The organism is Pseudomonas oryzihabitans (genome assembly GCF_006384975.1).
In the GTDB taxonomy this organism is placed as follows: domain Bacteria; phylum Pseudomonadota; class Gammaproteobacteria; order Pseudomonadales; family Pseudomonadaceae; genus Chryseomonas; species Chryseomonas psychrotolerans_B.
Window position 1 is genome coordinate 1,138,018 of record NZ_CP021645.1, and the last position, 25,186, is coordinate 1,163,203.

26 protein-coding genes and 1 pseudogene are annotated in these 25,186 nt (G+C 64.2%); 10 read left to right on the top strand and 17 right to left on the bottom strand.

Annotation, left to right across the window (positions count from 1 at the left end; all coding sequences use genetic code 11):
- Nucleotides 1-102 precede the first annotated feature (102 nt).
- On the bottom strand, nt 103-732 hold the full coding sequence (locus CCZ28_RS04950; RefSeq protein ID WP_074527914.1) for an L-threonylcarbamoyladenylate synthase: 630 nt from the start codon (nt 730-732) through the stop codon (nt 103-105).
- A complete protein-coding gene (locus CCZ28_RS04955) occupies nt 729-1,601 on the bottom strand; it encodes a PHP domain-containing protein (RefSeq protein WP_140216412.1) in 873 nt (290 codons plus the stop codon). Before CCZ28_RS04955 ends, CCZ28_RS04950 begins: the two co-directional genes overlap by 4 nt.
- Before the next feature lie 61 nt (nt 1,602-1,662).
- On the opposite strand from CCZ28_RS04955, the gene CCZ28_RS04960 reads away from it, so the two are divergent.
- The 4 genes from CCZ28_RS04960 (at nt 1,663) to CCZ28_RS04975 (ending at nt 4,922) form a co-directional block, all read left to right on the top strand.
- Nucleotides 1,663-2,247 carry a septation protein A gene (locus tag CCZ28_RS04960; protein ID WP_140216413.1) on the top strand — a complete coding sequence of 195 codons (585 nt, stop codon included), beginning with the start codon at nt 1,663-1,665 and terminating at the stop codon, nt 2,245-2,247.
- 4 nt (nt 2,248-2,251) lie between these two features.
- Nucleotides 2,252-2,929 carry a response regulator transcription factor gene (locus tag CCZ28_RS04965; RefSeq protein WP_140216415.1) on the top strand — a complete coding sequence of 226 codons (678 nt, stop codon included), beginning with the start codon at nt 2,252-2,254 and terminating at the stop codon, nt 2,927-2,929.
- 123 nt (nt 2,930-3,052) lie between these two features.
- Nucleotides 3,053-3,487, top strand: coding sequence for a Spy/CpxP family protein refolding chaperone (locus CCZ28_RS04970; RefSeq protein ID WP_140216417.1), 435 nt, complete (start codon nt 3,053-3,055; stop codon nt 3,485-3,487).
- 61 nt (nt 3,488-3,548) lie between these two features.
- Nucleotides 3,549-4,922: a sensor histidine kinase gene (locus CCZ28_RS04975; RefSeq protein WP_140216424.1), complete on the top strand. Its 1,374-nt coding sequence runs from the start codon at nt 3,549-3,551 to the stop codon at nt 4,920-4,922.
- On the opposite strand, the gene CCZ28_RS04980 is transcribed toward CCZ28_RS04975, so the two are convergent.
- Complete coding sequence (locus tag CCZ28_RS04980; protein WP_140216425.1) at nt 4,885-5,463, bottom strand: nitroreductase family protein; 579 nt, start codon at nt 5,461-5,463, stop codon at nt 4,885-4,887. The two genes, CCZ28_RS04975 and CCZ28_RS04980, sit on opposite strands and share 38 nt — an antisense overlap.
- Nucleotides 5,464-5,663: 200 nt before the next feature.
- Between CCZ28_RS04980 and CCZ28_RS04985 the strand changes: the two genes are divergently transcribed.
- On the top strand, nt 5,664-7,046 hold the full coding sequence (locus CCZ28_RS04985) for an adenylate/guanylate cyclase domain-containing protein (protein WP_140216426.1): 1,383 nt from the start codon (nt 5,664-5,666) through the stop codon (nt 7,044-7,046).
- Nucleotides 7,047-7,151: 105 nt separating this feature from the next.
- Here the strand turns inward: CCZ28_RS04985 and CCZ28_RS04990 are convergent, their stop codons facing one another.
- The gene (locus tag CCZ28_RS04990) at nt 7,152-8,846 is read right to left on the bottom strand and encodes a DEAD/DEAH box helicase (protein WP_140216432.1); all 1,695 of its coding nucleotides are present in this window, start codon (nt 8,844-8,846) and stop codon (nt 7,152-7,154) included.
- A gap of 281 nt (nt 8,847-9,127) precedes the next feature.
- Nucleotides 9,128-9,877: a spermidine synthase gene (locus CCZ28_RS04995; RefSeq protein WP_140216441.1), complete on the bottom strand. Its 750-nt coding sequence runs from the start codon at nt 9,875-9,877 to the stop codon at nt 9,128-9,130.
- Between the two features lie 112 nt (nt 9,878-9,989).
- Here CCZ28_RS04995 and CCZ28_RS05000 point away from each other — a divergent pair, with 112 nt between their 5' ends.
- Nucleotides 9,990-11,336, top strand: coding sequence for a class II 3-deoxy-7-phosphoheptulonate synthase (locus CCZ28_RS05000; protein WP_140216443.1), 1,347 nt, complete (start codon nt 9,990-9,992; stop codon nt 11,334-11,336).
- 32 nt (nt 11,337-11,368) lie between these two features.
- Here CCZ28_RS05000 and CCZ28_RS05005 read toward each other — a convergent pair whose 3' ends face one another.
- The 3 genes from CCZ28_RS05005 to CCZ28_RS05015 form a co-directional block, all read right to left on the bottom strand.
- The gene (locus CCZ28_RS05005) at nt 11,369-12,568 is read right to left on the bottom strand and encodes a winged helix-turn-helix domain-containing protein (protein ID WP_140216445.1); all 1,200 of its coding nucleotides are present in this window, start codon (nt 12,566-12,568) and stop codon (nt 11,369-11,371) included.
- Nucleotides 12,569-12,814: 246 nt separating this feature from the next.
- Complete coding sequence (locus tag CCZ28_RS05010) at nt 12,815-13,396, bottom strand: hypothetical protein (RefSeq protein ID WP_140216447.1); 582 nt, start codon at nt 13,394-13,396, stop codon at nt 12,815-12,817.
- Nucleotides 13,397-13,507: 111 nt separating this feature from the next.
- Complete coding sequence (locus CCZ28_RS05015) at nt 13,508-13,759, bottom strand: DUF1127 domain-containing protein (protein ID WP_140216448.1); 252 nt, start codon at nt 13,757-13,759, stop codon at nt 13,508-13,510.
- A 100-nt stretch (nt 13,760-13,859) separates the two neighbouring features.
- Between CCZ28_RS05015 and CCZ28_RS05020 the strand changes: the two genes are divergently transcribed.
- Nucleotides 13,860-14,711, top strand: a complete 852-nt coding sequence (locus CCZ28_RS05020; protein ID WP_140216450.1) for a LysR substrate-binding domain-containing protein — start codon at nt 13,860-13,862, stop codon at nt 14,709-14,711.
- On the opposite strand, the gene CCZ28_RS05025 is transcribed toward CCZ28_RS05020, so the two are convergent.
- The 3 genes and pseudogenes from CCZ28_RS05025 to earP form a co-directional block, all read right to left on the bottom strand.
- Nucleotides 14,712-15,452 (bottom strand): sulfite exporter TauE/SafE family protein, encoded by a 741-nt coding sequence (locus CCZ28_RS05025; RefSeq protein ID WP_140221282.1) that lies wholly within the window; start codon nt 15,450-15,452, stop codon nt 14,712-14,714.
- Nucleotides 15,453-15,581: 129 nt separating this feature from the next.
- Entirely contained in the window at nt 15,582-16,148 is a 567-nt protein-coding gene (gene efp / locus CCZ28_RS24380; protein WP_167509287.1) for an elongation factor P, read from the bottom strand.
- Between the two features lie 48 nt (nt 16,149-16,196).
- A pseudogene (gene earP / locus CCZ28_RS24385) lies at nt 16,197-17,324 on the bottom strand (elongation factor P maturation arginine rhamnosyltransferase EarP); the annotation flags it as partial.
- Between the two features lie 138 nt (nt 17,325-17,462).
- Between earP and CCZ28_RS05035 the strand changes: the two are divergent.
- Nucleotides 17,463-18,155 (top strand): endonuclease, encoded by a 693-nt coding sequence (locus tag CCZ28_RS05035; protein WP_058762749.1) that lies wholly within the window; start codon nt 17,463-17,465, stop codon nt 18,153-18,155.
- Between the two features lie 6 nt (nt 18,156-18,161).
- Here the strand turns inward: CCZ28_RS05035 and CCZ28_RS05040 are convergent, their stop codons facing one another.
- The 6 genes from CCZ28_RS05040 to CCZ28_RS05065 all read right to left on the bottom strand — a co-directional run bounded on the left by CCZ28_RS05040 (nt 18,162) and on the right by CCZ28_RS05065 (nt 23,345).
- Nucleotides 18,162-18,773, bottom strand: coding sequence for a tRNA-(ms[2]io[6]A)-hydroxylase (locus tag CCZ28_RS05040; RefSeq protein ID WP_167509288.1), 612 nt, complete (start codon nt 18,771-18,773; stop codon nt 18,162-18,164).
- Between the two features lie 119 nt (nt 18,774-18,892).
- Nucleotides 18,893-19,090 (bottom strand): FeoB-associated Cys-rich membrane protein, encoded by a 198-nt coding sequence (locus CCZ28_RS24910; protein WP_167509210.1) that lies wholly within the window; start codon nt 19,088-19,090, stop codon nt 18,893-18,895.
- Nucleotides 19,087-20,919 carry a ferrous iron transporter B gene (gene feoB / locus CCZ28_RS05050; protein ID WP_140216458.1) on the bottom strand — a complete coding sequence of 611 codons (1,833 nt, stop codon included), beginning with the start codon at nt 20,917-20,919 and terminating at the stop codon, nt 19,087-19,089. The genes CCZ28_RS24910 and feoB overlap by 4 nt, the downstream gene beginning before the upstream one ends.
- On the bottom strand, nt 20,916-21,167 hold the full coding sequence (locus CCZ28_RS05055) for a FeoA family protein (protein ID WP_140216460.1): 252 nt from the start codon (nt 21,165-21,167) through the stop codon (nt 20,916-20,918). The genes feoB and CCZ28_RS05055 overlap by 4 nt, the downstream gene beginning before the upstream one ends.
- A 159-nt stretch (nt 21,168-21,326) precedes the next feature.
- The gene (locus CCZ28_RS05060; protein ID WP_140216462.1) at nt 21,327-21,803 is read right to left on the bottom strand and encodes a DUF1289 domain-containing protein; all 477 of its coding nucleotides are present in this window, start codon (nt 21,801-21,803) and stop codon (nt 21,327-21,329) included.
- A 96-nt stretch (nt 21,804-21,899) separates the two neighbouring features.
- Nucleotides 21,900-23,345 carry an NCS1 family nucleobase:cation symporter-1 gene (locus tag CCZ28_RS05065; RefSeq protein ID WP_140216464.1) on the bottom strand — a complete coding sequence of 482 codons (1,446 nt, stop codon included), beginning with the start codon at nt 23,343-23,345 and terminating at the stop codon, nt 21,900-21,902.
- A 297-nt stretch (nt 23,346-23,642) separates the two neighbouring features.
- On the opposite strand from CCZ28_RS05065, the gene CCZ28_RS05070 reads away from it, so the two are divergent.
- Nucleotides 23,643-24,347 carry a GntR family transcriptional regulator gene (locus tag CCZ28_RS05070; RefSeq protein WP_140216466.1) on the top strand — a complete coding sequence of 235 codons (705 nt, stop codon included), beginning with the start codon at nt 23,643-23,645 and terminating at the stop codon, nt 24,345-24,347.
- Nucleotides 24,348-24,355: 8 nt separating this feature from the next.
- The gene (locus tag CCZ28_RS05075) at nt 24,356-25,087 is read left to right on the top strand and encodes an aspartate/glutamate racemase family protein (RefSeq protein ID WP_058762744.1); all 732 of its coding nucleotides are present in this window, start codon (nt 24,356-24,358) and stop codon (nt 25,085-25,087) included.
- Nucleotides 25,088-25,186 lie beyond the last annotated feature (99 nt).

The following is a 25,186-nucleotide window of genomic DNA, read 5'->3' on the forward strand; positions in this document are numbered from 1 at the left end:
GCGGAATATACAGGTCCTGGGGCAGCTCGGTGAAGGCCTCGCCATAGACCAGCGCCAGCCGCAGTTGCTCGGGTTCGAGCAACTGGGCATCGACAGCCTCGCTCATGCTTCGATCATGAAGGGCGTCGGATCCCCGGCCCCTACCCGGATGACCTCCGGCTCGTCATCGGCCAGGCTGATGACGGTGGACGGCTGCAGTCCGCCAGGGCCACCTTCGATGACCAGGTCGACGAAGTGTTCGAGCCGCTCACGGATCTCCCAGGCGTCGCCCAGGGCCTCGTCATCCCCTGGCAGGATGAGACTCACGCTCATCAAGGGTTCGCCCAGGGCCTCCAGCAGCGCCAGAGTGATGGGATGCTGGGGTACCCGGACGCCGATGGTGCGCCGCTTGGGATGCAGCAACATGCGCGGCACTTCGCGGGTGGCATTGAGAATGAAGGTGTAGGGCCCAGGCGTGTAGGCCTTGAGCAGACGGAAGGCGCTGGTGTCCACCTTGGCATAGATGCCCAGCTCGGACAGGTCGCAGCACACCAGGGTGAAGTTGTGCTTGTCGTCGAGCTGGCGGATGCGACGGATGCGTTCCACCGCGCTCTTCTCACCGATACGACAACCCAGCGCATAGGATGAATCGGTGGGATAGGCGATCACCCCACCGGACTGGATGACTTCCACGGCCTGACGAATCAGCCGCGGCTGGGGATTCTGCGGATGAATCTCGATGAACTGGCTCATTGGGGTTCCCGATTCTGTGGGTACAGCGGTTGACTGAAGCGCGCCCAGAGTGGCGGCAGATCTTCGGGCAACGGGCGGTACATCCCCAGCTCCGACCAGTCGGCCGGGGCGTGGAAATCGCTGCCCGCACTCACCATCAGACCGAATTCCCGCGCCAGAATTGCCAGGGTGCCGACCTGCTCGGCCGGCTGCACGCCATTGACCACCTCGATGGCATGGCCACCGCCGGTCACGAATTCGCCAATCAGCTTGCGCAACTTGGTGCGAGTGAAACCGTAGGCCAGCGGATGCGCCAGACTGATCCAGGCCTTGGCCGCCTTGAGCGTGGCCAGGGTTTCGGCCAGGGTCGGCCAATGCTGCTTGACGTCGCCGAGCTTGCCACCGCCCAGCCACTTGCGGAAGGCATCGCCCCTATCCTCGACGTGACCGGCCTGTACCAGGTATTCGGCGAAATGCGGTCGGGCCGGCGCGTTGCGGCTATCGCCAAGGGCCATCTGCACCGCCCGGGCACCTTCCAGGGTACCGGGCATGCCCTTGGCGGCCAGCCGCCGGTCGATTTCCCGCGCGCGCTCCCAGCGACCCTCGTGCAACGCATTGAGCGCCGCGATCAGCGTTGGGGAGTCGGGCGCGAAGTTATAGCCCAGCACGTGCAGCGTCGCACCACCCCAGGTACAGGACATCTCGATTCCCGACAGCAGCCTGACTCCCAGGCTTTCCGCCGTCTCCATCGCTTCGGCATAGCCGTCCAGGGTGTCGTGATCGGTGATCGCCAGCAGTTGAACGCCACGCTCATGGGCACGCCTGACCACCTCGGCGGGCGCGAAGGCGCCGTCGGACGCGGTGGTATGACAATGCAAGTCGACACGCATGGGCTTTCTCCTCCGGCTTCATCGGGTATTATGCCGCGATGCACTGCTATCGGCTGCGGTAATGAAACAATTCATCGACTTCATCCCCCTCCTGTTGTTCTTCCTCGTCTACAAGCTCGATCCGCGTCCGGTGGAATTCGCCGGGCACGCCTTCACCCTGGGCGGCATCTTCAGCGCCACGGCCGTGCTCATCATTGCTTCGCTGGTGGTCTATGGCGCCATCTACCTCACCCAGCGGCGCCTGGAGAAGGGCCAATGGCTGACACTGGCGGCCTGCCTGGTATTCGGCGGCATGACCCTGGCCTTCCACAGCGAGACCTTCCTGAAATGGAAGGCGCCGGTGGTGAACTGGCTGTTCGCCCTGGCATTCCTGGGCAGTCATTTCATCGGCGACAAGCCGCTCATCCAGCGCATGCTCGGCCATGCGGTCAGGCTGCCGGCACCGATCTGGGCACGCCTGAACATCGCCTGGATCCTCTTCTTCATCGTCTGTGGCTGCGCGAACCTCTACGTGGCCTTCACCTACGAAAGCTTCTGGGTCGACTTCAAGGTATTCGGCAGCCTGGCGATGACCCTGGTCTTCATGCTCGGCCAGGGCCTGTATCTGGCGCGCCATCTGCAACCCATGGATGAACCGCGAGACTAGTGTCATGAGTCAGATTCTGCTGATCGACGACGACCAGGAACTGTGCGATCTGCTCGGTGCCTGGCTGAAACAGGAAGGCTTCGAGGTCACCGCCTGCCATGCCGGTACCGATGCCCGAAGGCAGTTGCGCGAGGCCACGCCCGACGTGGTGGTACTCGACGTGATGCTGCCTGACGGCAGCGGCCTGGAACTGCTCAAGCAGCTGCGCAGTGATCATCCGCAGCTGCCGGTGCTCATGCTGTCCGGTCGTGGCGAACCGCTGGATCGGATTCTGGGTCTGGAACTGGGCGCCGATGACTACCTCGCCAAGCCCTGCGATCCACGTGAATTGACCGCTCGCCTGAGAGCCATCCTCAGACGCAGCCATCCGGCGCAGCCCGCCGCCCGCGTGCAATTGGGCGATCTGTCGCTGAGTCTGGCGCGCGGCGTCGCCAATATCGGCGAAACCGAGATCACCCTGACCCTCACCGAAAGCCGGATTCTCGAAGCCCTGTTGCGCCAGCCAGGCGAACCCCTGGAGAAACAGGCCCTGGCCCAGGCGGCCCTGGGACGCAAGCTGACCCTCTACGATCGCAGCCTGGACATGCACGTGAGCAATCTGCGGCGCAAACTCGGCAACCATGCCGACGGTCGCCCACGCATCCTCGCCCTGCGCGGCCGCGGCTACTACTACAGCGTGTAGTCGGGCCCACTGACAGGCTCAAGCCTTTACCCCCTCTTTACGCCCGCTGACCGCCCCTGACTCCCCCGCTCCTAGACTGGGCTCATCCGGTTGCTGCACCGGCCATCCCAAGGAGATATCCAGATGCGCAAACTCATTCCCGCCGTCCTGTTCGCCGCCCTGCTGCCGACCTTGACCTTGGCCGCCACCCAGGACAGCGCCGACGTCGCGCCCCCGCCCCCCGCCAAGATGATGGACGGTGGCCCCCATGGCGGCGGCCCCCTGCGCGGCCTCAAGCTCACCACCGAGCAACGCGAGCAGGTGGGCAAGCTGATGGGCGAGGAACGCCGGCAAGAGCGCGAGATCGTCAAGAGCTACCTGGACAAGCTGCCCGAAGATCAACGCAAGGCACTGCACGACCAGCTCGGTGGCAATCGCGACAAGACCCGCCAGGCCATTCGGGCGCTGCTCAAGCCCGACCAGCAGAAGCGCTTCGACGAAATGGAGAAGAAGCGTGAGGATCACGCCAAGGAGTGGGCCGAATTCCAGCAGTGGAAGCAAGACCACAAATCCTCGTAACCCCCGCGCGCTGCGTCGACGGTCCTCGGCGCAGCGCCTGACCAAGCGCTAAGGCGACCGCATGGTTTTTCGCTCTCTCTTCTGGCGCATCTTCGCCACCTTCTGGCTGGCGATCCTCTCCGCCGTTGGCCTGACCATGCTCCTTGGCCACCTGGCCGACCAGGATTCCTGGATCCTCGCGCAACATCCGGGCTTGCGTGACCTGCCCGAACAATGGGTGCAACGCTATGAAAACGACGGTCCCGCCGCCGCCCAAGCCCTCCTCGAACAACGCAAGGGCCGCTACGGCATCGATGTGCTGGTGCTGGGCGAAAACGGTTCGCCCCTGGTGCGCGGCACCCTGCCACCGCGCGTCTTCGACCAGGATCTCGACCAACCGCAGCGCCTGCAGCGCACCGGCCCCGGCGCCCGCGATCCCAATCGCCCGCTGCCATGGCGACGCCTGACCGACGAATACACCAGCTCCAACGGCCAGAGCTATCTGTTCATCTACCACCTGCCCACCCCCGAACTGGGTGCCTGGCGCCGCCAGAGTCTGTTCTGGCCGGTCGGCCTGCTGGCCATCGCCACCGTGGTACTGACCCTTTTCAGCCTGCTGCTGACCCTGAGCCTGACGCGCCCGCTCAATCATCTGCGCCGCGCGGTGCACGACCTCGGCCAAACCGCCTACCAGCAGGACACCCTGGCACGCCTGGCGCGACGCAAGGATGAGCTGGGCGTGCTGGCCGAGGACTTCAACCGCATGGGCGCCCATCTGCAGCGCCTCATCGACAGCCAGCGACAGCTGCTGCGCGACGTCTCCCATGAATTGCGCTCGCCGCTGGCACGACTGCGCATCGCCCTGGCCCTGGCCGAGCGTTCGGATCCCCATGACCTGGGCAACATGTGGCCGCGTCTGACCCTGGAGTGCGATCGTCTGGAAACCCTGATCGGCGAAATCCTCGCCCTCGCCCGCCAGGAAGCCGACCCCGGTCCGCCCGAGCAGGTCGAATTGCATCCCTTGCTGAGTGGCCTGGTCGAAGACGCCCAGCTCACCGCTCCGCAACAGCGGGTCGAGTTGGACGTACCCACGGCGCTGCACCTGGATGGCTGGCCGGATGTGCTGGAGCGCGCGCTGGACAACCTGCTGCGCAATGCCTTGCGTTTCAACCCGCCGGCGCAGCCCATCGTCATCTCGGCAGCGCCCGTCGACGGCGAGATCCGTATCCAGGTCCGCGACCACGGCCCCGGCGTCAAGGCCGATGATCTACCGCGCCTGGGCGAACCCTTCTTCCGCTCGGACCAGCAGCAGGCCACCGGTTACGGGCTGGGCCTGGCCATCGCCCGCCGCGCCGTACAGCGGCACGGCGGCGAGCTGCACCTGGCCAATCATGCCGAAGGCGGTTTCGTCGCCACCGTCACCCTGCCGTTGCGGCCGGTCCTGGCCAATGGCTGACCCGATCATCCAGGCTTCTGGCCGCCGGTACCCGCGGCGCCACTTCCGGCGTGCCCAGATAGATATAGCCCACCAGTTGCTCGGCATCGGCCAGTCCCAAGCCCTTCAGGACCCACGGATCGTAGCTGAAGTCGCCGGAACGCCAGACCGCGCCCAGACCCAGGGCGAAGGCCGCAGTGACCAGGCCGTGGGCGACACAGCCAGCCGTGATGACTTGCTCCTGCAGCGGCACCTTGGGGTGCTCCTGGGGGGTCGCGACGACGGCGATCACCAGCGGTGCACGCAGCGGCATCCGCCGGGCCTTGTCCAGGGCCGCCGCATCCGCCTCGGGTTCGCGACGCTGCAACGCGTCGGCAAAGAGTTCGCCCAGGGCCACCCGTGCATCGCCCGACACCAGGATCAGTCGCCACGGACGCAGTTGCTTGTGGTCCGGCGCCCGGTCCGCGGCGCGCAGGAGCAACTCCAATTGCTCGGCAGTGGGACCCGGCTCGATCAGGCGACCGACCGATACGCGATTGCAAAGGGCCTCGAGGGCATCCATGGCGTCACTCCTATGGAAATGTCGCAGTGTACCCCAAGGACGGAGCCCGATTTTCGATGTCATACGACTCGATTTGGTGACATCCTTGGCCGCTACCCAAGCTCTCAGCTAAGATCGCCACAGCTTGAAAACCCGGCCGCTTTCATCGTCGCGAACGGAGTTATCCCGACCTCTCGCCTTTCACGAAACGGACCCGTCAGATGAAGTTTGCGCTCAACCGGTTCCTGGCTGCTTCCGGTGACAGCCTGGGCGTTTACTACGCTCGGGTATTCGCCTATCTGATCGCCGCCGCCAGCGTCACCGCTGGCTACTACACCCAGGCCAATCCCGTCGGCTGGTGGCTGATCCCCTACGCCCTGCTCTATCCACACTTGGCGCAGACCATCAGCCTGAAGCTCAGGCGCGATCGCGGCCCCCAGACCGATATCCTGCTCGCCGCCATCGATGCCATCCACGTCGGCATGGCGGCGGTGGCGCTGCGTTTTCCGCTGATGCCCACGCTGATGCTGCTGATCATGCTCGGCTACACCAGCATGCTGCGCGGCGGCCCGCGCCTGCTCGGACTCTGCCTGCTGTTCGCCACCAGCGCCGCGGCGCTGGGCAGTGCCACCTTCTTCCAGGGCGTCGACCTGACCAGTCCGCTGCTGGTGGCCGTCACCAGTGTGGTGGGCACCATGCTGCACCTCTGGGGGACCGGCTACTTCCTGCACCGGCAGCGCAAGCGTCTCATCCAGATCAACGATGACCTCAAGCGCGAGCAGGAAAAGTCGGCGATCCTGGCACACAACCTGGCCAAGTACCTCTCGCCCCAGGTGTGGGAATCGATCTTCACTGGCAAGCAGCACATCGCCCTGGGCACCCAGCGCAAGAAGATCACGGTGTTCTTTTCCGACATCAAGGGCTTCACCGAGCTGTCGGAAGAACTCGAGGCCGAGGCCCTCACCGACATGCTCAACAACTATCTCAACGAGATGTCGAAGATCGCCGTGAAATACGGCGGCACCATCGACAAGTTCGTTGGCGATAGCGTCATGGTGTTCTTCGGCGACGCCAACAGCCAGGGCGCCAAGAAGGACGCCGTCGCCGCGGTGTCCATGGCCATCGCCATGCGCAAGCACATGAAGGTACTGCGCCAGCAGTGGCGTAGCCAGGGCATCAACAAGCCCCTGGAAATCCGCATGGGCCTGAACACCGGTTACTGCACGGTCGGCAACTTCGGCTCCAGCACGCGCATGGACTACACCATCATCGGGCGCGAGGTGAATCTCGCCAGCCGCCTGGAAAACGCCGCCGATGCCGGCGAGATCCTGATCAGCCACGAGACCTACTCGCTGGTCAAGGAAACCATCATGTGCCGCGACAAGAGCCAGATCACCGTCAAGGGCTTCAGCAAGCCGGTGCAGATCTACCAGGTGGTGGACTTCCGTCGCGACCTCGGTGCCTCGCCCAGCTACGTCGAGCACGAACTGCCCGGCTTCTCCATGTATCTGGATACCAACAATATCCAGAACTACGACAAGGAGCGGGTCATCCAGGCGCTGCAATTGGCCGCCGAGAAGCTGCGCGACAAGGTGATCTTCTAGCTCCAGCCCGGAGCTCGGCGACCCGGCAGAAAGCCTCGCTCATGGCCTTCTTGCAGGCAGAAAAAAGCCCCGGATATCCGGGGCTTTCTCATGTCACTGCGGGGATCAATCCTCGCGATAACGACGCAGGCGCAGGGCCTTGCCGGCAACGCGGGTGTCCTTGAGCTTGGTCAGCAGGCGCTCCAGGCCTTCCTCGGGCAGCTCCACCAGACTGAAGGAGTCACGGATCTGGATGCGGCCGATGGCCTCACGATCCATGCCACCCTCGTTGATGATGGCGCCGAGCAGGTTCTTGGCGGCGATGCCATCGCGTGCGCCCAGGGCGGTACGGCAGCGGACGCGACCTTCCGGCAGCGGCTGCATCGGGCGACGCTCGCCACGATCCGGACGCTCACCGCGCTCGCCACGCTCAGGACGTTCGCCACGCTCGGTACGCGGACGGTCGCTGCGGCCGGCGCCGGGGGTCAGCGGCTGCTCACGGCGCACGGACTCGATGTCCAGGGCACGACCGGAGGTCAGCTTGGCCAGCAGCGCGGCGGCAAGGGTCGAAGGATCGCACTGCAGACGCTCGCAGAGTTCCTGACGCAGCGCGCCATGGGTGGCATCGGCATCGGCCAGCAGCGAGCCCACGCCATCGGCCAGGCGAGAAATACGGGCTTCCAGCACGGCTTCGGCATCGGGCAGGCGGATCTCGCCCACGCGCTGACCGGTGACGCGCTCGATGACCTGCAGCATGCGGCGCTCGCGCGGGGTGACCAGCAGCAGGGCGCGGCCTTCGCGACCGGCACGGCCGGTACGACCGATACGGTGCACGTAGGACTCCGGATCGTAGGGCATGTCCACGTTCAGGACGTGGGTGATACGCGCCACGTCCAGACCACGGGCGGCCACGTCGGTGGCGACCACGATATCCAGGGAGCCGTCCTTGAGCGACTCGATGACCTTCTCACGCTGGGCCTGGGGCATGTCGCCGTTCAGGGCGCTGACGCGATAGCCCTGGCGTTCGAGCAGCTCGGCCAGGTCCAGGGTCGCCTGCTTGGTGCGGACGAAGGCGATCAGGGCGTCGAAGTTCTCCACTTCCAGCAGGCGCAGCACCGAGGCCGGCTTCTGGTCGGCGTGGACCATCAGGTGAGCCTGCTCGATGCGGGCGACGGTCTGGGTCTTGGCCGCGATACGGACGTGCTGCGGCTCCTTCAGATGACGCTCGGCGATGGCGCGGATCGACGGCGGCAGGGTCGCCGAGAACAGCACGGTCTGGCGGGATTCCGGCATGGCTTCGAAGATGAATTCGAGGTCATCCATGAAGCCCAGCTTGAGCATCTCGTCGGCTTCGTCGAGCACCAGGTGCTGGACGGTGGCCAGCAGGTTTTCGTCGCGACGCAGGTGATCGCACAGACGACCGGGGGTGGCGACCAGTACCTGGGCACCCATGCGCAGGGACTTCAGCTGCGGCCCCATGGGCGCGCCGCCGTAGAGCGCCACGACTTTCACGCCGGGCATCTCGGTGGAATAGGTTTCGCAGGCGGTGGCTACCTGCAGGGCCAGTTCCCGGGTGGGAACCAGCACCAGGATCTGGGGTTCGCGGCGGGACGGATCGAGCTTCGATAGCAGCGGCAGGGCGAAGGCTGCGGTCTTGCCGGTACCGGTCTGCGCCTGGCCGATCATGTCATGGCCGGCGAGGATTACCGGGATCGACTGCGACTGGATGGGCGACGGCTCTTCGTAGCCAACGGCCTTGATGGCGGCCAGGATGGCGGGATTGAGATTGAGCGCAGCGAAATTGCTGGTGTCCTGGGTCATTGTCTTGCCTCGTGTGCTTCGCAAAGACCCCAAAGCCAAGAGCTGCGCTTATCCGAATGACCGAAGTCGCCCAGGCAGCCAAGGTGTGAGCTTTTTGCGAAATAGCGGATGAAAAAGGGGTGTAGCGTCTAGGATTGTTCGCCGTCGGGCGAACGCACGACCGGTATGGCCAAGGCGGCGGACCGGGAAAATGCAGTTCCTGAACGGAAGGTCAAAAAGACCGGGGCGAATAATACCCGAACCCTGGACATTTCTCCAGAAAACCTTGGCCGATCTACACGTCAGGTTGCCGCACGCAGGGTATCGAGATACGGCTCCAGATCGAAGCCGGCTCGCGCCGCCAGATCTCGCACGCGCCGCCGGGTGCCCGCCTCGTCCAACGACTGCTCCAGACTCGCTGGCACCAACAGGATGACGTTACCCTCCACCACCGGGCACTCCCAGTAGTGATGGCGGAACAAGCCGCGCAACAGCGCAGCGCCCAGCGGCTTGCCGTCGGTGGCGCTCCACTGGTTGATCACCAACCAGCCACCCGGATTGAGCTTGGCCTGGCAGTCTTCCAGAAAGCGCCAGGCCAGGTGGGCGCTGGACGGACCGACGTCGGTATAGAGGTCGACGAAGATCAGATCGGTCGCAGAGGCCGCTTCGAGCAACTCCATGGCATCGCCGATGCGGATGCTGAGTCGCGGATCGTCGCTCAACCCCAGATGCTGCCGCGCCAGGCGCGGAACGTCGGGACGCAGCTCCAGCGCCTCTACCGCCTCCAGTGGCAGCCACTTGAGGCAAGCCTGGGTCAGGGTGCCGGCACCCAGCCCCAGAAACAGTGCGCGGCGCGGCTGCGCATGGCAAAGCGCACCCAGCAACATGGCGCGGTTGTAATCGTATTCCAGCCAGGCCGGATCGCGGGTGAAGACGCAGCTCTGCTCGATCTCTTCACCGAATTCGAGGAAGCGATAGGGACCTACCTCCACCACCCTGATCCGCCCATGGTCGTCGATGACCTCTTCCAGCAACACTTCCGTATCGGCCATGACTACCCTCCTCTATTAACGCCCATGGTAGCCGCGATGGGCATTGTCTATCGAGCGCTACGCCTTGCTTCGGTTACCATGGAAGGCTTCGTCGAACCATTCAGAGAGAATCATGTCCGCGCCCTGGAGCCCCACCAGCTGGAGAGGCCTGCCCATCCAGCAGCAGCCCGAATACCCCGATCAAGCCCGTCTCGCCGAGGTAGAGCGCACCCTGGCCAGTTATCCGCCGCTGGTCTTCGCCGGTGAAGCCCGCGAGCTGCGCCGGCAGTTCGCCGAAGTCACCCAAGGGCGGGCCTTCCTGCTGCAGGGCGGCGATTGCGCGGAAAGCTTCTTCGAATTCTCCGCCGGCAAGATTCGCGACACCTTCAAGGTGCTCCTGCAGATGGCCGTGGTCATGACCTTCGCCGCCGGCTGCCCAGTGGTCAAGGTCGGCCGCATGGCCGGCCAGTTCGCCAAGCCGCGCTCTTCTGGCGAAGAGGTTAAGGACGGCGTGTCCCTGCCGGCCTACCGCGGCGATATCGTCAACGGCATCGACTTCAACGAAGGCAGCCGTATTCCCGATCCCCAGCGGCTGATCCAGGCCTACAACCAGTCCACCGCCACCCTCAACCTGCTGCGCGCCTTCGCCCAGGGCGGCTTCGCCGACCTGCATCAGGTGCATCGCTGGAACCTGGATTTCATCGCCAACTCGGCGCTGGCCGAGCGCTACCATCAGTTGGCCGACCGCATCGACGAGACCCTGGCCTTCATGCGCGCCTGTGGCCTGGACACCGCGCCCCAGGTCAAGGAAACCAACTTCTTCACCGCCCACGAAGCGCTGTTGCTCAACTACGAGGAAGCCTTCGTCCGTCGCGACAGCCTGACCGGCGACTGGTACGACTGCTCCGCGCACATGCTGTGGATCGGTGACCGCACCCGCCAACCCGATGGCGCCCATGTCGAATTCCTGCGCGGCGTGAACAACCCCATCGGCGTCAAGGTCGGCCCCTCCACCACCAGTGAGGATCTGATCCGCCTGATCGATACCCTCAATCCCGAGAACGATCCAGGTCGCCTCAACCTGATCGTGCGTATGGGCGTGGGCAAGGTCGGCGACCATCTGCCGCGGCTGATCCAGACCGTGGAGCGCGAGGGTCGCCAGGTGCTGTGGAGTTCCGACCCCATGCACGGCAACACCATCAAGGCGTCCACCGGCTACAAGACCCGGGATTTCGCCAGTGTGCTGGGCGAGGTCAAGGAGTTCTTCGGCGTGCACAAGGCGGAAGGCACCTATGCCGGCGGCATCCATATCGAGATGACCGGCCAGAACGTCACCGAATGCATCGGCGGTGCCCGCCCGGTCACCGAAGACGCCCTCTCCGACCGCTACCACACCCATTGCGATCCACGCCTGAACGCCGATCAGTCCCTGGAACTGGCCTTCATGATCGCCGAGACCCTCAAGGGCATCCGCCGTTGAGTTTGCCGGGTGGTCGCCGAAGCGGCGACCACCTAGTAACGCGCCAGCGCCTCCTGTAATAGGCTGGCCGGCCCATGCAGCTGCACCTCGTCGAGGCCGAGCCAGTCGGCCAGACTGCGTAGTTGTCCGGCCAGGGCGTCCACTCCCTCCTCGTCCAGCCCCTTGGGCTCCAGATGCACCGCATGTACCGCCAGGCGCGATGCCGAGCGCTCGGCACGCAGATCCACTCGCGCCGCCAGCCGCTCACGGTAGAGAAAGGGCAATACGTAGTAGCCATAGATCCGCTTCGGCGCCGGCGTGTAGAGCTCAAGGCGATAGCGGAAAGCGAACAGTTGCTCGGTGCGTTCGCGCTCCCACACCAGAGAGTCGAAGGGCGACAGGAGCGTCGCCGCTCGCACCGGTCGCCCGGGATTCGGCGCCTCCGCGACATAGGCGAGCTTCGACCAGCCCTGTACCTGAACCGGCTGCAGTGCACCCTCCTCGCACAACTCGAGGATACCTTGACGGGCCTCGGCGGGACTCAGGCGAAAATAGTCACGCAGTTGAACCTCGGTCGCAACGCCCAAGGCCCGGGCGCTACGCAGCAACAGTGCTCGGCGCGCCGCCGCGGGCGTGGGCGCCGGAGCCGCCAGGATCGCTGCTGGCAGGACTCGCTCGGGCAGATCGTAGAGGCGTTCGAAACCACGCCGACCCGCCACCGTCACCTCGCCCGCGGCGAACAACCATTCCAGCGCCAGCTTGCTGGGGCTCCAGTCCCACCAGGGGCCGGCCTGGTCGGCACGCTTCGCCAGGCTCCCAGCGCCCAGAGCACCCCGTTCCACCACGGCCGCCAACGTCTGGGCCACCAGCTGCGGCTGCTCCTCGGCGAAGCGTGCCAGTTGCCGATAGATGCCGACACCCTGGCGCGCCAGGTCGCGACGCCAACGCAATTCGGCCCAGACTTCGCCCGGCACCAGCGATGCCTCGTGGGCCCAGCACTCATAGAGTCGACGCGAGCGTCCTTGCCCCCAGGCCAGGGCATCGAAGTCGGCGAAGGCGTAACGCCCGAGGCGACTGAACAACGGTAGGTAGTGGGAGCGCACCAGCGCATTGACCGAGTCGATCTGCAGCACACCCAGACGTACCGCCTGCCGGTACAGCGCAGCCGGAGCGGCGCCGCCCTTGGGCGGCGAACCAAAGCCTTGGGCGCGCAACGTCAGACGACGCGCTTCGCGCAGGGAGAGACTGTCCATCCAGAGTCCTGACGGGAAAGGGCATTCCCCACCCTAGCAGGATCGGGCGAAACGCGGTGCCTTTGGCTGCTCACTCGGAACCGTTGGCACCACCTAGAGCGCCTTGAGTGATCGACCTGGCGCTCTGTATGACACCTGCCCGAACCGAGATGCCGATTGTTATCTATCGACCTAGCGTTGCGCCGGAAGAAAAGCTGTTGAATTTCTTGAACGCCGAAGAAAAAGACCCCCCTGAACGGACTAATCTTATTCGAAGAAAACGCCCTGCTCTCGATATGCCTGCACGACGTTGTAGCCGCCAATATGGGTAAGAACCAGTCCTTCTCTCGCTTTTTTGTAATATGACAGAATGCTTTCACAGTCCCAGCCAGCACGCTTCTTGTCCGTATTCAACGTCCCATGAAGTACGTCTAATAAGTCATAAGCCGAGACATTTACTTGGGATTTGGCCAGGCTCTTTTGATAAGACTCCACGAGTTTCGCGATATTTTCCGCCTCCTCGCCGACGCCTCTATCGTTGCGGCATTGACTCATGGCTTGCTCAACCATCATCAGCGTCTGCGATAGGCGCTCAGGCTTGGCCGACGCATCGAATCCCTGATCGAGCCCCACGAAAAACAAGGTCACCGAGCCACTGGTGGATAGGTCTTCGGCATAGCTGCCAGATGCGAATACGCTGAGTAGAAAACCTGCTGCAATCCGTTTCATCCAATGCATAGCTCCGTTGCCGAACGCAAACAAGTCGGGCGCATTGCAGCTATGCACGGCCCTCTGGCGGGCGATGATCGCATAAACGGTTGGAGAAGTGATCTCGCACTCGAATATCACGCCAAGAGAGCTCTTTCATTACCGCCCAACCAGGGAGCATGAGGGCTGGACGGTTTAACTATGACTGCCAAAGTGCCCGTATCAAACGGGCCCTTTGGCAATCTTCCCACGCTAGCGAGAGCTGCAGCTGGCCTCCTCCGCAGGCTGCTCCCAGAACGGCTTGTCGGCTTCCTGCCAGGCATCGGCGCGACTCAGACCGAGGTCGTTCAAGGCAGCATCATCCAGCTGGTACAGCGCTCGACGCTGACGAGAAACTTCCAGCGCACGCTGGAGCCAGGTACGAACTTGGACGAGGCGGACTCTCACGCCAGAAGAAGATTTGCCGAGAGAAACCGAAAGGTGACGCGGACTGAGCTGAGCCATGATGAAACTCCTTCGCTAGGGGCTATGGCTCAAGTCTCCAATCCGGCTTAACATCAATCCAACGAATCTTTCTGATACGACCCATTCCTAGGGCTGATGAATGAACTATCCAAGCATAGAGACCGACCTGCTGCGTACCTTCGTCGCCATCGCTGATCAAGGCGGCTTCACCCGAGCCGCGGAAGTGGTCAATCGCACCCAGTCAGCGGTCAGCATGCAGATGCGTAAACTCGAGGAAGACGTGCTGCAGCGCCGACTGTTCGAGCGCGAGGGCCGCCAGGTACGTCTGACCGCCGAGGGCCAGATCCTGCTGGGCTACGCGCGGCGGATTCTCAAGCTGCACGGTGAGGTGATGACCACCCTGCGCGAGCCGCATATGGTGGGCACGGTGCGTATCGGCACCCCGGACGACTATGTAATGAGGTTCATCCCGGGCATCCTGGCCGGCTTCGCCAAGGCCTATCCCTTGGTGCAGGTGGACGTCCACTGCGAGACCACCGCTGGCCTGCTGCAACGCCAGGATCTGGATCTGACCATCGTCACCCGCGAACCGGGTAACGAGATCGGCCTGCCGCTGCGGCGGGAACGCTTCATCTGGGCCGAGGCGCCCGGCTTCGATGTGCATCAGCGCGATCCGCTGCCGTTGGCGATGTTCAATACCTCCTGCTTTCTCAGCGAATGGGCGCGCCGGGCGCTCGACAATCGCGGAAGGACCTATCGACTGGCCTACAGCAGTCCGAGCCTCGCGGCGCTGCTGGGGATCGTCAAGGCCGGCCTGGCGGTCACTGCGCAACTGGAAAGCCTGCTGCCCGCCGAGTTGCGTCGACTTGGCGAAGCCGACGGCATGCCGGACCTGCCGTCCTGCTCCATCGAGTTGCTACGCAATCCGCGCAGCGCTTCGCCGATCATCGACACCCTCGCCGAGCATATCGCCGAGGGCTTTCGGCAGTAGTCAGCGCAGGGCCAGCAGCACCGCGCACAGGAGCAAAAAACCGCAGAACAACAGACGCAGCAGCCGCTCGGGAAGCTGGTGGGCCAGTCGCACGCCCCAGCTCACGCTGAGCAGCCCACCGATTGCGAGGGGAATACCGACGCGCCAGTCCACCTCGCCATGCCAGGCATAACTGGCCAAGGTGACGCCAGTGGTGGGCAAGGCCATGGCCAAGGACATGCCCTGGGCGGCGACCTGGGTCAGGCCCATCACCCCCGCCAGGATCGGCGTGGCGATCACCGCGCCACCCACGCCGAACAGCCCGCCCACCAAGCCGGCCACCAGCCCCAGTACGCCCAGCCCGGTGCGGCTGGGCGTGGTCAGCGGTGGCTGGCCGCGACGATAGAGCTGCCAGAGGTTGTAGACCACCAGGAGCAGCAGGAAGCCGACGAAGCCGTGGCGCATCGAGCGGGCATCCAGGGACACCGCCAGCGCCGTGCCGACCAAGGCCGAGACCATGCCGGCAGCGGCGAGCAAGGCGGCACGCTGCCAGTCGATGCGGTTGCGCTGGTTGTACTTGTAGACCGACAACAGCACGTTGGGCACCACCATCACCAGGGCCGTACCCTGCGCCAATTGCTGGTCGAGCCCGAACAGCAGCGCCAGTACCGGAATGGCGATCAACCCTCCGCCGATACCGAACAGCCCACCCACGACACCCAGTACCGCCCCAAGGACGATATCGATCAACAAGGTAAACAGCGATTCCACGGTGGCACTATCCGGACACAGACATTGAGAGAAATCGACCCAACCCGCAGTGGCAGGTCATGGCCAAACCCCAGACAGCAAAAAGCCCGGCGAGCCGGGCTTTCTATCGAGACGCCTGGTTTAGACCTTGGCGCGCGACTTGTACTCGTTGGTACGGGTGTCGATCTCGATGTGGTCACCGATGTCGCAGAACTCGGATACCTTCAGCTCGTAGCCGTTGTTCAGGCGAGCGGTCTTCATGACCTTGCCCGAGGTATCGCCGCGAACGGCCGGCTCGGTGTAGGCGATCTGGCGCACGATGGTGGTGGGCAGTTCGATGGAGATGACGCGCTCGTTGTAGAACACGGCTTCGCAGACGTCGGTCATGCCGTCTTCGATGAAGGCGATGGCTTCGCCCAGATCGTCTTTCTCGACTTCGTACTGGTTGTAGTCGGCATCGACGAAGACGTACAGCGGATCGGCGAAGTAGGAATAGGTGACTTCCTTGCGATCCAGGATGACCGGCTCCAGCTTGTCGTCGGCGCGGAAGACGGTTTCCGTCGCGCTGCCGGACAGCAGGCTCTTCAGCTTCATCTTGACCACTGCAGCGTTACGGCCGGACTTGTTGTATTCAGCTTTCTGGATGACCCAGGGAGCGTTATCGATCATGGCCACTTGGCCGGCACGGAACTCTTGTGCGGTTTTCATGCGGTTATCCGTATGGATGGGAGAACGGGATTTCGAGGCGCCATATGATAGCCAATCTGTATGAAATTGCACCAGGCTGGCGGCAAGATCGCTTCGGGCGCCCATTTTTTCGCTCCATTGCCACGCCAGCTCCTGCCAGTCCGTGACCTGGTCACCAAGCGCAGACCAGGCGGCAGTCAGGTCACCGCGCCCGTTCCAGGCCAGCCAGAAGGCGCTCAGAGCGGCGGCCAGCTCTGGCTTGGCCGCCTCCAGGTAACGGGCCAGGAAGGCCTCCAGCTTGATGAAATGCGCCTCTTCCTCCTGCGGATAGATGTGCCAGACGAAGGGCTTGGCCGCCCACTGCGCCCGCACGAAGGAGTCTTCGCCACGCACGGCGTTGAAATCGCAGCACCAGAGTAATCGGTCGTAGTCCTGCTGGGAGACGAAGGGCAGTACCTGCAACCGCAGGGCGCCGCGGCGATGGCCGTCGCCGGTCTTGAGCCAGTCGACCCCCAGCCAGGCCGCCACGTTGGCCAACACCCGCCCCTCCGGCACCAGCAGGCAGGTAGGCTGAGTGCCCGCACTGAGGGCATCCAGCCAGTCGATCAGCGCCGGATTTTCGTAGGCGAACAGGGAAAACAGGCGCTCCCCTGGCTGGCGCTGCACACCCAGGCCGGCGAGAAAGTCAGCGCGGACCTCGGGGGCGGAAAGAAAGCCGTCGCGCTGAGTCAGCAGATCCTGCTCGCGCAACAGTCCGCCCACCTTGGGGGTGAAGCCGGGAAAGAAGAAATACTTGTTCAGTCCGGTGGGCTGCAGGGAGGGCAAGGCGTGGCAGCCTTCGATCCACTCCTCGGCGCTCAGGTACTCCAGGTTCAGCCACAGCGGCCGTTCGGCACGCCGCGCCATGGCGGCGATGAAGCCTTCCGGCAGTTGGCAGGCAAAGGCCTCCACCACCACGTCGCCCGGCTCGGCGCCCTTCCAATCGGCGTGCCAAAGACGGACCTCGACCCCCCGATGCCACTGCTGCTCGGCAGCCCTGTCGACCCCGGGCTGGATGCGCGCCAGCGGATAGAGATCGTCGATCCAGAGACGGACCTGCTGCCCGTGCTCGGCAACCAGCTGGTGGGCGAGACGCCAGGTGATGCCCGCGTCACCATAGTTGTCCACCACCGTGCAGAAGATGTCCCAGGCGGCCATGCCTTACCTCTAAGTCATTGATATCGAATTCTTTCCGCAACAGAATGCGGGCACGAGCGGGACGGCTTCCAGTGAACCCAGTCACACCGCGACCTCATGCGGGTCGGTAGTATCCGCGCTTTTTCGGACGGATTCTCCATGTCGTTGCGCCCCGCCCTGCTGCTTTGCCTGACCCTGGCCTCCCTGACAGCCCTGGCGACCCCCGAACCACCCCGCACCTTTCGCGAGGCCAAGGTGGTGGCCGCCAAGCTCTACGCCAAGCAGAGCGTGGACTTCTATTGCGGCTGTCATTACAGCGGCAAGACCGTGGATCTCAAGAGTTGCGGCTACGTCCCGCGCAAGAGCGCCCAGCGCGCCAGTCGGATCGAATGGGAACACATCGTGCCGGCCTGGGTAATCGGCCATCAGCGCCAGTGCTGGCAGAAGGGCGGCCGCAAGAACTGCACGGCCCACGATCCGGTGTACCAGCAGGCCGAGGCGGATCTGTTCAACCTGGTACCGGTGGTCGGCGAGGTCAACGGCGACCGCAGCAATTTCGCCTTCGGCTGGCTACCACAGAAGCCGACCCAATACGGCGCCTGCCAGATGGTGGTGGACTTCAAGGCCAAGACCGCCATGCCACGCCCGGAAATCCGCGGCATGGTGGCGCGCACCTACTTCTATATGAGCGACCGCTACGGCCTGCGCCTGTCCAAGCAGGATCGCCAGCTCTATACCGCCTGGACCAAGCAGTACCCGCCGGAAGCCTGGGAGCGCCAGCGCAACCAGCGGCTGGCGTGCATCATGGGCCGTGGCAATCCCTACGTCGGCGAGACCAAGGCCTGCAAGTGAGGCGGCTCACGCCCCCTGCGGGATCCCGCTGTGGAATCTCATCTCCTGATCGCTGGAGGTGATCAGCTCCACTTCCAGGGCGCGGACCTCGGCGATCTTGGCATCCACATCATCCCGCTCGCCATAGAGGTAGGCGAGCTTGAGATAGTCCTGGAAATGCCGCGCCTCGGAGGCTAGCAGGCCGCTGTAGAACTTGCCCAGTTCCTCGTCCAGATGGGGCGCCACGGCGCCGAAGCGCTCGCAGGAACGGCACTCGATGAAGGCGCCGATCACCAGGCTGTCGGTCAGCTTCAGCGGCTCGTGGTTGCGACAGAGCTTGCGCAAGGCACCGGCATAGCGTGCCGAGCTGACATTGCGATGCTCGATGCCGCGGCGCTTCATGATCTGCAGCACCTGCTCGAAATGGCGTAGCTCTTCCCGGGCGATGCGCGACATCTTCCAGGACAGCTCGGCGCGGTTGGAATAGGTGAACAGATAGTGGAAGGCGGCACCGGCAGCCTTCTTCTCGTTGTTGGCGTGGTCTTGCAGCAACGTCGGCAGATCCTGCAGCGCCGCCTCGACCCAGGCATCCGGCGTGCGGCAGCCGAGGAATTCGTTCATCTCGGGCAAGGACATCAGCGTAATCCCGTGCAAAAGCCGCGCATTATAGAGAAAGCCCGACCAGGCTCTACCCCCTTCCGCCGGCCCGCACAGCATTCGCCCAATGGGGAGCCGCGCTCCCCCCTTCGCCTCGGCCGTCAGGGATACTTCGTGGCCTGGATCCGGATGGCTTGAACGCCCTGCTCGCCTTGACCGGACCCGCAAGACGAACAGCTGCCACACCCACTGCCACAGGCAGCGGACGACCGTCGCCACAGTCGCCTCACCAGCGCCCCTGTCGCGAGCAGGACGATGCCCCCGACAAGGGCGTATTGCCAGATCAGGCTGGTAGTCATATGAGCACCTCGAGCAGATGGTAGGCGGCGAACGCGCCGACATAGGCGACGACGAACATGTAGCTGAAGGCGATGGCCGTCTTGCGCCAACTCAGGGTTTCCTTGCGGATCACCGCAAGCGTCGACATACATTGCGGGGCGAAGGCGAACCAGACCATCAGCGATACGGCACTGGCCAGGGAGATATGTTGGGCCATGATCTCCGCGAGCGAGGACACATCACCCGCATCGGCTACCGAGTAGATGGTGGCCAGGGTGGCGACCGCGGTCTCCCGCGCCGCAAAGGCCGGAATCAGCGCGAGGGTGATTTGCCAGTTGAAACCCAGGGGCGCGAAGAAGAATTGCAGCGAGCGCCCCAGGTAACCGGCGATGCTGTAGTCGATAGCCGGACCGCTGGCTCCCACCGGGGCACCGGGGAAACTGGAGATCGCCCACATGATGATCGTCAGCGCCAGGATCACCCCGGTGAGCTTGCGGAGAAAGGTCACGCCCTTCTCCCAGAGCCCCAGGGCGACGTTGCGCGGCCTGGGCAAGCGATAGGCGGGTAGCTCCAGGATCAGGGTAGGCGGCTCCTGTGCTGAGCCACGCAGCTTCTTGCATACCCAGCCGACGGCCATGGCGCCGAGGATCCCGAGCAGATAGAGCCCGAACAGAACCAGGCCCTGCAGATTGAAGGTGTTGGCGATGGTGCGATCGGGAATGAAGGCACTGATCAGCAGGGCGTACACCGGCAGGCGCGCCGAGCAGGTCATCAACGGTGCCACCAGGATCGTCGTCCAGCGGTCCCGGCTATCACTGATGCTGCGACTGCCGATGATGCCGGGAATGGCGCAGGCGAAGCTGGACAGCAAGGGAATGAAGGAACGGCCGGTGAGCCCGACCGCCAGCATCGCCCGGTCGAGCAAAAAGGCCGCACGCGGAAGATAACCGGACTCTTCCAAGATAAGGATGAAGAAGAACAACACCAGGATCTCGGGCAAAAAGCCCAGGACCGTCCCGAGTCCGCCGATCAAGCCCTCGCAGAGCAGTCCCTGTATCGGCCCTGCTGGCAGCACGCTCGCGGCCCAGGCATTCAGGGCGTCGAAGCCCGCGCCGATGAGATCGGTGAGCGGTTTGCCGAGGGAATAAACCCCCTGGAAGACCATGAACATCACGGCGACCAAGAGCAGGGGGCCGACGACCGGATGCAGCACGACCCGGTCGATGGCGTCGATCCTGCTCTCGGAAAGCTGGGGCAGAGACACGCAGCAGGCCATGAGGCGGCGCGCCTCCTGGTGCAGGTCGTCCAGCGGACGGATGACTGGCGGCGCTATCTCCCGCTGCTCGTCGAGCAGGCGGATCAATTCGTCGGCGCCCCCGCGCCGGATCGCCACCGTAGAGGCCACAGGCATCCCCAGCTCCGCCGCCAGGCGCTGCTTGTCGATGCGAATTCCCTGACGCTGGGCGGCATCGGTCATGTTCAGCGCCAGCACCATGGGGCGCCCCAGCCGCTGCACTTCCAGAACGAAACGCAGGTGCAGCCTGAGGTTGGTCGCATCGACGACGCAGATGACCAGATTCGGCGGCGCCTCGCCGGGATAGTTCCCGGCCAATACATCCGCCGCGATGCGCTCGTCGGCGCTCTGGGATTCCAGGCTGTAGGTTCCCGGCAAATCCAGCAGCCGTACGGATCGACCGGAGGCAGTGAGAAAACGTCCCTCCTTCCGCTCGACCGTCGCCCCAGCGTAGTTCGCGACCTTTTGCCGCGCCCCGGTGATCAGGTTGAACAGCGCGGTCTTGCCACAGTTGGGCGTACCCACCAGCGCCGTATACAGACTTTCGGTACTCATGATGCGACGCTCTCGCGCAGCAGGACCTGCTCGGCCTCGTCCCGCCGCAAGGCGAAGCGCGCCCCAGCGACCTGCACCAGTACCGGATCGGCGGACCAGGGGGCGTGGGTGATCATCCGCACCTCCTCGCCCTGGACGAAACCGACATCCTGCAGCCGCCGCAACAGAGCCGGCCGGCCATCCGCGCGTCCACCGTCCACCCCAACCACTATGCCGCATTGTCCCGGCCGCAAATCAGCTAATCGCATTCGTCATCTCCAGAGTCATACTGGCTGCAAATGCTACAACTTATCGCTAGCGTTTGTATTAAGGCTGGCTTAGCACAGCGACGCCGAAAGGCGCGCGCTTGACGCATCCGAGTGGAAACAGCCTTGGTCGGCGGGCCAGCAGCAAAGCGTCCGGGATGTTCAAACGCGACTATCGACGCCTTCCAAAAGGAAGCGCGGGGCGATGTAGCGGTCGTAATGGGCTTCGGAGAGCAGGAAGAATTCCCGGTCGATGGCGTCGCGCAACTCGGCCAGGGGCCGCTCGCGAAATTCCGGCAGCAGGCGTACCCCGTAGGCATCCAGTTGCTGGATATGGCGAGCGCCACGGGCCAGGAGCTGATAGGCCCAGCAGTATTCCGACTGATCCGGGCGGAAGCGAATGCTGCGCTGCTGCAGTTGCTGGCGCAGCAGCGCCGGATCGAAGACGTCGACCTTGGCCGAGACCACCTGCACCAGCAGCAGCTCCAGGCGGGCCCAGACGGCGCGACGCTCGTCTTCGCTGTAGAGATTCCAGTTCACCACCTCGTGATGAAATCTCTTGCAACCACGGCAGACGTGATCGCCGAACATCGTCGAGCAGAGGCCGACGCAGGGCGTCTTGATGACAGGAGCGGACATGGGTGAAGCGCCTTGGAGCAAAACACCTAGTCTAGCCCGAAACGCCAGCGGCCGGAGCAGGTAGCCAGCTCCGGCCGCTGGGGATCAGTGGGTCGATCAGACGGCGGTGGCGCCGCCAGCCGGCAGCGGACTGGCGCTGCGGCGGCTCAGGGCATAGAAGAACAGCCCGCCCAGGAAGCAGCCGGTGAACCAGGCGAAGTTGGCGATCGGCTTGAACCAGGGTACGAAGGTGAAGCACAGCCCGATCAGCGCCGCGGCCACCAGTGCCTGGACGGCCACCCAGTTGACCCCGCCGCTGTACCAGTAGGCGCCGGTAGGGGTGTCGTCGAACAGAGCATCGACGTCGATCTGGCCTTTGCGCAGCAGGTAGTAGTCCACCAGCAGGATGCCGAACAGCGGGCCGATGCAGGCGGCCAGGACATCCAGGGTGTAGTGGATCACCTCGGGGTTGTTGAACAGGTTCCAGGGGGTGATGAAGATCGACGCCACGGCCGCGATCATGCCGCCGGCGCGCCAGCTGATCTTGCTCGGTGCCACGTTGGCGAAGTCGAAGGCCGGCGAGACGAAGTTGGCCACGATGTTGATGCCGATGGTGGCGGTGACGAAGGTGAAGGCGCCCAGCAGCACGGCGGTGGTGTTGTCGATGCGGGCCACGGTGGCGATGGGGTCGTGGATCATCTCGCCGAACACCGGCAGGGTGCCGGACACGATCACCACGGTGACCAGGGAGAAGGCCAGGAAGTTGATCGGCAGCCCCCAGAAGTTGCCGCGCCGTACGTCCTGCATGGAACGGCAGTAGCGGCTGAAGTCACCGAAGTTGAGCGTCGGGCCGGAAAAATAGGACACCACCAGGGCGATGGCCATGATCACCTGGCCGAAGGCGGCCCAGCCGGTCAGCTGCTTTTCCGCCAGGGTGAAGCTGATGTTGCTCCAGCCGGCGCGCCAGACGATCCAGGCAGCGAGCAGGAACATCACCGCATAGACGGCGGGACCAGCCCAGTCTATGAAACGGCGGATAGATTCCATGCCCGCCCAGAACACGCAGGCCTGCAGCACCCAGAGGGTCAGGAAACCCATCCAGCCGAGATACGAAAGACCGAGGAAGCTGGTATCGCCATAGACGGCCAGCGCCGGGAAGAATCTGAGCACCACGATGACCAGGGCACTGGAGGCCAGGTAGGTCTGGATACCGTACCAGGCCACCGCGATCAGGCCACGGATCACCGCCGGGATGTTCGCGCCGAAGACGCCGAAGGCCAACCGGCAGATCACCGGATAGGGCACGGCCGCCTGCTGGCTGGGGCGGGCGACCAGGTTGGCGATCACCTGGATGATGCAGATGCCCACCAGCAGCGCGATCAGCACCTGCCAGCTGGCCAGGCCCAGGGCGAACAGGCTGGCGGCGAAGACGTAGCCACCCACGCTGTGCACGTCGCTCATCCAGAAGGCGAAGATGTTGTACCAGTTCCATTTCTGCTCGACCGGGCCGAGATCTTCGTTATACAGACGCGGGCTGTAGCCCGGTGGAATCTGCTGGGTCATGAATCGCCTCCTCCGTGGTAGCAGCCACCTGCGTACGATGCCTGCCTGATTTTGTATACAATCCACCACGCAGGGAACGTGCCAGTTGCTCAAGAACCGAGCTAAATGGCTGGCTCAACACCAGAATTCCGCGATAAACCCCTCTGGCACAGCGGCTAAGCCTACGGCGAATGTGCACTTCTCTGGGGCATTTGGTATCAGTGAAGCGCTACCTTGGCGCATAACCGCTCAGCCCTTTTCTCATCGTCGCCAATCAGAATTCTGTATACAATTTACGCAAATCGCCGGAGCACGCCCATGAGTGCAGTACCTTCGTCACTCGCCGTTGCCGCCTCTCCCCGGGACGAGCGGATTTATCAGGACATCCTCGAAGCCATCGTCGAACATCGCCTGGCGCCCGGCACCCGACTGCCGGAAGACACCCTGGCGGAAACCTTCGGTGTCAGCCGTACCGGCATCCGCAAGGTGCTGCAGCGCCTGGCCCTGGAGCGCTTGGTGACCCTGCGCGCCAATCGCGGCGCCCAGGTCGCCCAGCCCAGTGCCAAGGAAGCCCAGGACATCCTGGCGGCGCGGCAACTGATCGAGCCAGCACTGATGCCCCTGGTCGCCGCCCGGGTCGACGCCGCCCAGCTGGCACCCCTGCGGCAGCTTTGCGTCGAGGAGCACGAGGCACAGCACAGTGGGCGTCACAGCCTGGCGATCCAACTGTCCGCCCGCTTCCACGTCGAACTCGCGGCGCTGGCCGATAATCAGGTGCTGACCGAACAGGTCGCCCAGTTGGCCAGTCGCTCGTCGCTGTTGATCGCCATCTATGGCTCGCGCCACAGCCTGGGCTGCGATTGCGGCCAGCACGGCGACCTACTGGACCTGCTCGCCCAGGGCGACGGGACCGCCGCCAGCGATTGGATGGCGCAGCACCTGCGCCTGATTCGCGAATCCCTGCGGATCGATCGGCCCACGGCGGCCGATCCAGATTTCCGCAGCATCTTCAAACGCAGTTGAGACACCTCATGCAGATTCAGGTCATCAATCCCAACACCAGCGCCGCCATGACCGCCAAGATCGGCCATGCAGCCCAGGCCGTCGCCCGTCCGGGCACCACCATTCTCGCCAGCAATCCGGACGCCGGTCCGGTGTCCATCGAAAGCCACTACGACGAGGCGGTGGCCGCGGTCGGGGTAATAGAAGAGATGCGCAAGGGCGTCGAGGCGGGCTGCGCGGCCCACGTCATCGCCTGCTTCGGCGATCCGGGCCTGTTGGCCGCACGGGAAATGGCCCAGGGGCCGGTGCTGGGCATCGCCGAGGCCGGCTTCCACCTGGCCAGCCTGTTGGCCACCCGCTTCGCCGTGGTGACCACCCTCACCCGCACCCGCATCATCGCCGAGCACCTGCTGCAGAGATACGGCTTCGCCGAGCTGTGCACCTCGGTGCGCTGCATCGACCTGCCGGTACTGGCGCTGGAAGCCGCCGATGACAGCCTGATCGAGCTCATCGCCGCCGAGGGCCGCCGCGCGCGGGACGAAGAAGGCGCCGGCGCAATCGTGCTCGGCTGCGGCGGCATGGCCGATCTGCGCGAAGCCCTGAGCGAGGCCATCGGCATCCCGGTGATCGAAGGCGTCAGCGCCGCGGTCAAGCTGGCCGAAGCCCTGGTCGACCTGGGCCTCGGTACCAGCAAGCACGGTGATCTGGCCTATCCCATCGGCAAACCCTTCACCGGTCGTTTTGCCCATCTGGGTCGCTAATACATCTAGGGCCAAGGTCTAAGGCGGGGAAGCAGGGTTGCGACAACGCAGCGCTTAACTTCGCCAGAGGCTTGGCGTAGAATTGGGCAGCCTTATAGG

Excerpts from the sequence above, each read along its gene's own strand:
- CCZ28_RS04950 (WP_074527914.1), bottom strand. The coding sequence starts at position 732 with ATGAGCCAGTTCATCGAGATTCATCCGCAGAATCCCCAGCCGCGGCTG.
- CCZ28_RS04955 (WP_140216412.1), bottom strand. The coding sequence starts at position 1,601 with ATGCGTGTCGACTTGCATTGTCATACCACCGCGTCCGACGGCGCCTTC.
- CCZ28_RS04960 (WP_140216413.1), top strand. The coding sequence starts at position 1,663 with ATGAAACAATTCATCGACTTCATCCCCCTCCTGTTGTTCTTCCTCGTC.
- CCZ28_RS04965 (WP_140216415.1), top strand. The coding sequence starts at position 2,252 with ATGAGTCAGATTCTGCTGATCGACGACGACCAGGAACTGTGCGATCTG.
- CCZ28_RS04970 (WP_140216417.1), top strand. The coding sequence starts at position 3,053 with ATGCGCAAACTCATTCCCGCCGTCCTGTTCGCCGCCCTGCTGCCGACC.
- CCZ28_RS04975 (WP_140216424.1), top strand. The coding sequence starts at position 3,549 with ATGGTTTTTCGCTCTCTCTTCTGGCGCATCTTCGCCACCTTCTGGCTG.
- CCZ28_RS04980 (WP_140216425.1), bottom strand. The coding sequence starts at position 5,463 with ATGGATGCCCTCGAGGCCCTTTGCAATCGCGTATCGGTCGGTCGCCTG.
- CCZ28_RS04985 (WP_140216426.1), top strand. The coding sequence starts at position 5,664 with ATGAAGTTTGCGCTCAACCGGTTCCTGGCTGCTTCCGGTGACAGCCTG.
- CCZ28_RS04990 (WP_140216432.1), bottom strand. The coding sequence starts at position 8,846 with ATGACCCAGGACACCAGCAATTTCGCTGCGCTCAATCTCAATCCCGCC.
- CCZ28_RS04995 (WP_140216441.1), bottom strand. The coding sequence starts at position 9,877 with ATGGCCGATACGGAAGTGTTGCTGGAAGAGGTCATCGACGACCATGGG.
- CCZ28_RS05000 (WP_140216443.1), top strand. The coding sequence starts at position 9,990 with ATGTCCGCGCCCTGGAGCCCCACCAGCTGGAGAGGCCTGCCCATCCAG.
- CCZ28_RS05005 (WP_140216445.1), bottom strand. The coding sequence starts at position 12,568 with ATGGACAGTCTCTCCCTGCGCGAAGCGCGTCGTCTGACGTTGCGCGCC.
- CCZ28_RS05015 (WP_140216448.1), bottom strand. The coding sequence starts at position 13,759 with ATGGCTCAGCTCAGTCCGCGTCACCTTTCGGTTTCTCTCGGCAAATCT.
- CCZ28_RS05020 (WP_140216450.1), top strand. The coding sequence starts at position 13,860 with ATGAACTATCCAAGCATAGAGACCGACCTGCTGCGTACCTTCGTCGCC.
- efp (WP_167509287.1), bottom strand. The coding sequence starts at position 16,148 with ATGAAAACCGCACAAGAGTTCCGTGCCGGCCAAGTGGCCATGATCGAT.
- CCZ28_RS05035 (WP_058762749.1), top strand. The coding sequence starts at position 17,463 with ATGTCGTTGCGCCCCGCCCTGCTGCTTTGCCTGACCCTGGCCTCCCTG.
- CCZ28_RS24910 (WP_167509210.1), bottom strand. The coding sequence starts at position 19,090 with ATGACTACCAGCCTGATCTGGCAATACGCCCTTGTCGGGGGCATCGTC.
- feoB (WP_140216458.1), bottom strand. The coding sequence starts at position 20,919 with ATGAGTACCGAAAGTCTGTATACGGCGCTGGTGGGTACGCCCAACTGT.
- CCZ28_RS05055 (WP_140216460.1), bottom strand. The coding sequence starts at position 21,167 with ATGCGATTAGCTGATTTGCGGCCGGGACAATGCGGCATAGTGGTTGGG.
- CCZ28_RS05060 (WP_140216462.1), bottom strand. The coding sequence starts at position 21,803 with ATGTCCGCTCCTGTCATCAAGACGCCCTGCGTCGGCCTCTGCTCGACG.
- CCZ28_RS05065 (WP_140216464.1), bottom strand. The coding sequence starts at position 23,345 with ATGACCCAGCAGATTCCACCGGGCTACAGCCCGCGTCTGTATAACGAA.
- CCZ28_RS05070 (WP_140216466.1), top strand. The coding sequence starts at position 23,643 with ATGAGTGCAGTACCTTCGTCACTCGCCGTTGCCGCCTCTCCCCGGGAC.
- CCZ28_RS05075 (WP_058762744.1), top strand. The coding sequence starts at position 24,356 with ATGCAGATTCAGGTCATCAATCCCAACACCAGCGCCGCCATGACCGCC.